Raw genomic sequence first — 6,093 nt, 5'->3', positions numbered from 1 at the left:
GCCGCCAAGGTGGTGCTCTGGGGCCACAACAGCCATATCGCGAAGGGCCGTACGGCCGACGACACGGCGCCGCCGCCCCTGGGACAGCACCTGCGCGAGCGGTACGGCGACGCGTACTACGCCCTCGGTCTCCTCTTCGGCGAGGGCTCCTTCCGCGCCCACCGCATCTGGCCGGGCCCCTGGAGCGGTGTCGGCGGCCTCACGGGCCGTATCGCCGAGGGCAACTCCGTCGACGCTCCCGCCGAAACCACGGTGGAGTCCCGACTCGCCGCCGCCACCCCGGCGGACCACCTGCTCGACCTGCGCCCCGCCACCGCCGAGGACGCGCCCGGGGCCGTACGGGAGTGGGCCGGCGCCACACACACCACACGGTCGTTCGGCGCGCTGGTGACGCGCTGGTTCTACCGGCGCGAAGTCACCCCGGTCCGGCTGTCGGAGGAGTACGACGGCCTGGCGTACGTGGCGGTCTCCACCGACTCCCGCCCGATCCCGCCACGCGGGCCCGCGGTGCGACGGTAGGGAGCCGCCCCCGGAACGCCCCGAGGGCGGCACCCCCTCTCGGGAGTGCCGCCCTCGGTTCGTACACGTGCGTAGGCGCTACGCCATGAACCGCCGATCCGTCAGGATCAGAAGTCCATGTCACCGCCCGGCATGCCGCCCGGCGCGCCGCCGGCGCCGGCCTTCTCCGGCTTGTCGGCGATGACGGCCTCGGTGGTGAGGAACAGCGCCGCGATGGACGCCGCGTTCTGCAGCGCGGAACGCGTGACCTTCGCGGGGTCGATGATGCCCTCGGCGATCATGTCCACGTACTCGCCGGTCGCGGCGTTGAGGCCGTGACCGATCGGCAGGTTGCGGACCTTCTCGACGATGACGCCACCCTCGAGACCACCGTTGACGGCGATCTGCTTGAGCGGAGCCTCCAGCGCGAGCTTGACGATGTTCGCACCCGTCGCCTCGTCGCCTTCGAGCTCAAGCTTCTCGAACACCGAACCGGCCTGGAGCAGAGCCACGCCACCACCGGCGACGATGCCCTCCTCGACGGCGGCCTTGGCGTTGCGCACCGCGTCCTCGATGCGGTGCTTGCGCTCCTTGAGCTCGACCTCGGTCGCGGCGCCGGCCTTGATGACGGCCACGCCGCCGGCCAGCTTCGCGAGGCGCTCCTGGAGCTTCTCGCGGTCGTAGTCCGAGTCCGAGTTCTCGATCTCGGCACGGATCTGGCTCACGCGACCGGCGACCTGCTCGCTGTCACCGGCACCGTCGACGATGGTGGTCTCGTCCTTGGTGATGACGACCTTGCGGGCACGGCCCAGCAGGTCGAGACCGGCGTTCTCCAGCTTGAGGCCGACCTCCTCGGAGATGACCGTGCCGCCCGTGAGGATGGCGATGTCGTTCAGCATCGCCTTGCGGCGGTCACCGAAGCCCGGGGCCTTGACGGCGACGGACTTGAAGGTGCCCTTGATCTTGTTGACGACGAGCGTGGACAGGGCCTCGCCCTCGACGTCCTCCGCGATGATCAGCAGCGGCTTGCCCGACTGGATGACCTTCTCCAGGAGCGGCAGAACGTCCTTGACGCTGCCGATCTTGGAGTTGACGATCAGGATGTACGGGTCGTCGAGCGACGCCTCCATACGCTCCATGTCGGTGGCGAAGTACGCCGAGATGTAGCCCTTGTCGAAGCGCATGCCCTCGGTGAGCTCAAGCTCAAGACCGAAGGTCTGCGACTCCTCGACGGTGATGACGCCTTCCTTGCCGACCTTGTCCATCGCCTCGGCGATGAGCTCGCCGATCTGGGTGTCGGCGGCGGAGATGGAGGCCGTCGAAGCGATCTGCTCCTTGGTCTCCACATCCTTGGCCTGCTCCAGCAGCGCACCGGAGACGGCCTCGATGGCCTTCTCGATACCGCGCTTGAGGGCCATCGGGTTGGCGCCGGCGGCCACGTTGCGCAGGCCCTCGCGGACCAGGGCCTGGGCCAGGACGGTCGCGGTGGTCGTACCGTCACCGGCGACGTCGTCCGTCTTCTTGGCGACTTCCTTGACCAGCTCGGCGCCGATCTTCTCGTACGGGTCCTCGAGCTCGATCTCCTTGGCGATGGAAACACCATCGTTGGTGATCGTGGGGGCGCCCCACTTCTTCTCGAGGACGACGTTACGGCCCTTGGGGCCAAGGGTGACCTTGACGGCGTCGGCGAGCTGGTTCATCCCGCGCTCGAGACCGCGCCGTGCCTCCTCGTCGAACGCGATGATCTTGGCCATGTGAAGTGGTCCTCCCGGACAGGGGGTGGATTGCTCCGGACCGTGTCGGCGCCCGCGACGGACGGCCCGAGAGCCGTGCGGTTCCTTGCCCCACCGGCTCTTCGGGCCTCGCTGACCCGGTCCATAAGTTGTCACTCTCACTAGCAGAGTGCTAACGCCAATGATTAGCACTCGACCCCCGAGAGTGCAAGCGCCTCCCGAGCGAGCGCAGCCCCTTCGCCACCGCGCGCACGGCGCGCGCGACCCCCACGCGCACGCACGAGGGGCCCGTATCCCTTGCCGGGATACGGGCCCCTCGTGTGTGAGTCGCGTCGTTGGCCGATCGCGCCGGGATCAGACGGCGAGCTTGACCATGTCCGCCTGCGGACCCTTCTGGCCCTGCGAGATCTCGAACTCAACTCGCTGACCTTCTTCAAGGGTGCGGTAGCCGTCCATCTGGATCGCGCTGTAGTGGACGAAAACATCCGCACCACCGTCGACCGCGATGAAGCCGTAGCCCTTCTCCGCGTTGAACCACTTGACGGTGCCCTGAGCCATGCCCAACTCCCCTATTACAGGCCCCTGCGCGGGACCGCACTTCGCGCCGGAACGCGTCGACCGCGGCTGAATGTATCTGCCCAACTGCCCTCTGCAACAGGTCAATCGGACGAGAATTATGGGCATGGCGGAACACGCAAAGGGGCGAATTGCCGGGCTACCAGGGCAAGTCGGGCCGGGCAAAGCGCAAGGAACCGCGCAAACAGCGTCCACACTTCGACCGCATCTTGTCGCGAACTCATATGCGCGTGGCGCAGTCGCGGCGGAACCGGCGGTGGGGCTACCCCAACTGTACCGCGTTCAACCACATGGAATTGCCCCCTCCGTTTCTCTCGCGGAGGGGGCAAACCCGTTCACGCTGTGTGGCGTTGAGCCGCTTTCGGGCGCCGTTCAGCCTCCCGCGACCGCCGGGATGATCGAGATGCCGGCGCCGTCGGGCGTCGCGGTCTCCAGACCCTGCTCGAAGCGGACGTCGTCGTCGTTCACGTACACGTTGACGAAGCGCCGCAGCTTGCCCTGGTCGTCCAGGACGCGGGCGGCGATGCCCGGGTGGTTCGTCTCCAGGGACTCGATGACCTGGGAGAGGGTCGTGCCCTCGGCCGGAACCTCGGCCTTTCCGCCGGTGTACGTACGGAGGATGGTGGGGATGCGGACGTTCACGCTCATCGGTTTCTGCCTTCCGGGGAGTAGCGGGTCGGGCTGCTGGACGGGGTCGGGAGACCCGGTGCCGAGAGGCTCAACGCGCCAGGCCCGCTTCGCGGAACGCGTCGAGGCTCGGCGGAATCGTCGCGGTCGGCCCGGTCGTCGGCGCGACGGCGTCCAGCGTCTTGAGCCCGTCACCGGTGTTCAGCACGACCGTCGTGAGCGCCGGGTCGAGCAGACCCGCCTCGATGAGCTTGCGCGTCACCCCCACGGTCACCCCGCCCGCCGTCTCGGCGAAGATCCCCTCGGTCCGCGCGAGCAGCTTGATCGCGTCCACGATCTGCTCGTCGTTCACGTCCTCCACGGCGCCGCCCGTGCGGCGGGCGATGTCCAGGACGTACGGGCCGTCGGCCGGGTTGCCGATCGCCAGCGACTTGGCGATCGTGTTCGGCTTCTGCGGCCGTACGACGTCGTGGCCGGCCTTGAAGGCGACCGACACCGGCGAACAGCCCTCGGCCTGCGCGCCGAAGATCTTGTACGGCTTCTCCTCGACCAGGCCGAGCGCGATGAGCTCCTTCAGCCCCTTGTCGATCTTCGTCAGCTGCGAGCCCGACGCGACCGGGATGACGAGCTGGTCGGGCAGCTCCCAGCCGAGCTGTTCGCAGATCTCGTACGCGAGGGTCTTGGAGCCCTCGCCGTAGTACGGGCGGAGGTTGACGTTGACGAAGCCCCAGCCCTCGCCCAGCGGGTCCCCGATGAGTTCGGAGCAGAAGCGGTTGACGTCGTCGTAGTTGCCCTCGATACCGACGAGTTCGCCGCCGTAGATCGCGGCCATGACGACCTTGCCCTGCTCCAGGTCGTGCGGGATGAACACGCAGGAGCGGAAGCCGGCGCGCGCCGCGGCGGCGCCGACGGCGCCCGCGAGGTTGCCGGTGGAGGAGCAGGAGAGCGTGGTGAAGCCGAAGGCACGGGCCGCCTCGACGGCGATGGCGACGACACGGTCCTTGAAGGAGTGCGTCGGGTTGCCGGAGTCGTCCTTCACGTACAGGCCGCCGGTGACACCCAGCTCACGGGCGAGGTTGTCGGCCTTGACGAGCTTGGTGAAGCCGGGGTTGATGTTCGGCTTCGACGCCACGTCGGCGGGGACGGGCAGCAGCGGGGCGTAGCGCCAGATGTTGTCGGGACCGGCGGCGATGCGCTTCTTCAGCTCTTCGGGGCCGTCGGTCGGCAGGTCGTAGGCCACTTCGAGCGGGCCGAAACAGCTCTGACAGGCGAAGATCGGGCCGAGTTCGAAGCGTTCCCCGCATTCGCGGCACGAGAGGGCGGCGGCGGGTCCGAGATCCACGGGGGCGTCAGTGGTGTCGGAAGTATGGTGAACAGTTTGCACAGCCATGAAGGCGAGGCCCTTTCCTCATCTTCCTCGCGACGCATCTCGCCGCAAGACGGAATTGGCACCTTCCCCACCATGACCTCGCGGTCGGCGGGAGGGTTGCCGGGGCTTCAACGGGCCGTTCCCTCTGCCCCTCTGGATGAGCGGTATTCGATTGTCAGCGTGACGACGACCCCCGGCATGCGGCGGTCATCCGCGTTGTTCAAGACTGTAACCGAACCCCTGGACGGTTGAGACGTTCGTCCGATCCGCGAGATGGAGATCACGTGCTGCGAGAGGTGGAGCGCTGGCTGGCCCGGCGGTCCTGGTCGGCGGCGGACCGGCCGGTCGACCGGCTGGTCGCCGCCAAGCAGGGTGCGCAGGTCAGCGTGGTGCTCCCGGCCCTGAACGAGGAGGCCACGGTCGGCCGGATCGTGTCCGTGATCCGTCGCGAACTGATGGCGGGCCCGGCGCCGCTCGTCGACGAGCTGGTGGTGATCGACTCGGGCTCGACCGACCGTACGGGGGAGGTCGCGGCGGCGGCCGGGGCGCGTGTGGTGCACCGGGACGACATCCTGCCGAGGCTGCCCGCGGTGCCGGGCAAGGGCGAGGTGCTGTGGCGCTCGCTGCTGGTGACGAGCGGCGACATCGTCTGTTTCGTGGACGCGGACCTGAAGGACTTCTCGGCGGACTTCGTGTCGGGGATCGTGGGGCCGCTGCTCACCGAGCCTGGCGTGCAGTTCGTGAAGGCGATGTACGACCGCCCGCTGGGCGACGAGCCGGGGCAGGGCGGCCGGGTGACCGAGTTGGTGGCGCGTCCGCTGCTGAATCTGCACTGGCCGCTGCTGGCGGGGTTCGTGCAGCCGCTGGGCGGCGAGTACGCGGTACGGCGCTCGCTGCTGGAGCGGCTGCCGTTCCCCGTGGGGTACGGGGTGGAGCTGGGCCTGCTGGTGGACGCGCTGCACACGGTGGGGCTGGACGCGCTGGGCCAGGTCGATGTCGGGGTGCGCAGGCACCGGCACCAGGACGGCCAGGCGCTGGGGCGGATGGCGGCGGCGATCTACCGGACGGCGCAGCTGCGGCTGTCGCGGGGGCATCTGGTGCGGCCGGTGCTGACGCAGTTCGAGCGGGGCGAGGAAGGTTTCGAGCCGCGTACGCACGCGGTGGACACGCAGGAGCGGCCGCCGATGCGGGAGATCATGGAGTACGAGGCGCGGCGGGCGGCCTGATCCCGGCCCGCTCCCGGCCCGTCCGGCGATCGGGGACCCGACCGGCCCAGGAGCCGCGTGGCAC

6 protein-coding genes and 1 riboswitch are annotated in these 6,093 nt (G+C 69.0%); of the genes, 2 read left to right on the top strand and 4 right to left on the bottom strand.

The genetic code is table 11. The features are described from left to right. Nucleotides 1–519: erythromycin esterase family protein (locus tag P3L51_RS21430; protein ID WP_354606888.1), on the top strand; the 519-nt coding region annotated here is incomplete at its 5' end. Nucleotides 520–626: 107 nt separating this feature from the next. Here P3L51_RS21430 and groL read toward each other — a convergent pair. The 4 genes from groL to thrC all read right to left on the bottom strand — a co-directional run bounded on the left by groL (nt 627) and on the right by thrC (nt 4,824). Then, a complete protein-coding gene (gene groL / locus P3L51_RS21425) occupies nt 627–2,252 on the bottom strand; it encodes a chaperonin GroEL (protein ID WP_354606887.1) in 1,626 nt (541 codons plus the stop codon). 333 nt (nt 2,253–2,585) lie between these two features. Continuing rightward, nucleotides 2,586–2,789, bottom strand: a complete 204-nt coding sequence (locus tag P3L51_RS21420; protein ID WP_005315736.1) for a cold-shock protein — start codon at nt 2,787–2,789, stop codon at nt 2,586–2,588. Between the two features lie 390 nt (nt 2,790–3,179). Continuing rightward, on the bottom strand, nt 3,180–3,455 hold the full coding sequence (locus P3L51_RS21415; RefSeq protein WP_078076586.1) for a ubiquitin-like small modifier protein 1: 276 nt from the start codon (nt 3,453–3,455) through the stop codon (nt 3,180–3,182). Nucleotides 3,456–3,525: 70 nt separating this feature from the next. Further along, nucleotides 3,526–4,824 (bottom strand): threonine synthase, encoded by a 1,299-nt coding sequence (gene thrC, locus P3L51_RS21410; protein ID WP_354606886.1) that lies wholly within the window; start codon nt 4,822–4,824, stop codon nt 3,526–3,528. Nucleotides 4,825–4,839: 15 nt separating this feature from the next. Beyond that, nucleotides 4,840–4,967, bottom strand: a riboswitch (SAM riboswitch). Nucleotides 4,968–5,087: 120 nt separating this feature from the next. On the opposite strand from thrC, the gene P3L51_RS21405 reads away from it, so the two are divergent. Beyond that, on the top strand, nt 5,088–6,029 hold the full coding sequence (locus P3L51_RS21405) for a glucosyl-3-phosphoglycerate synthase (RefSeq protein WP_354606885.1): 942 nt from the start codon (nt 5,088–5,090) through the stop codon (nt 6,027–6,029). Nucleotides 6,030–6,093 lie beyond the last annotated feature (64 nt).

Origin of the sequence: Streptomyces panacea, assembly GCF_040560175.1 — a bacterium.
Taxonomy (GTDB): Bacteria; Actinomycetota; Actinomycetes; order Streptomycetales; family Streptomycetaceae; genus Streptomyces; species Streptomyces panacea.
Note: the sequence above shows the minus strand (reverse complement) of the source record. Positions and strands in the feature narration are given on the sequence as shown.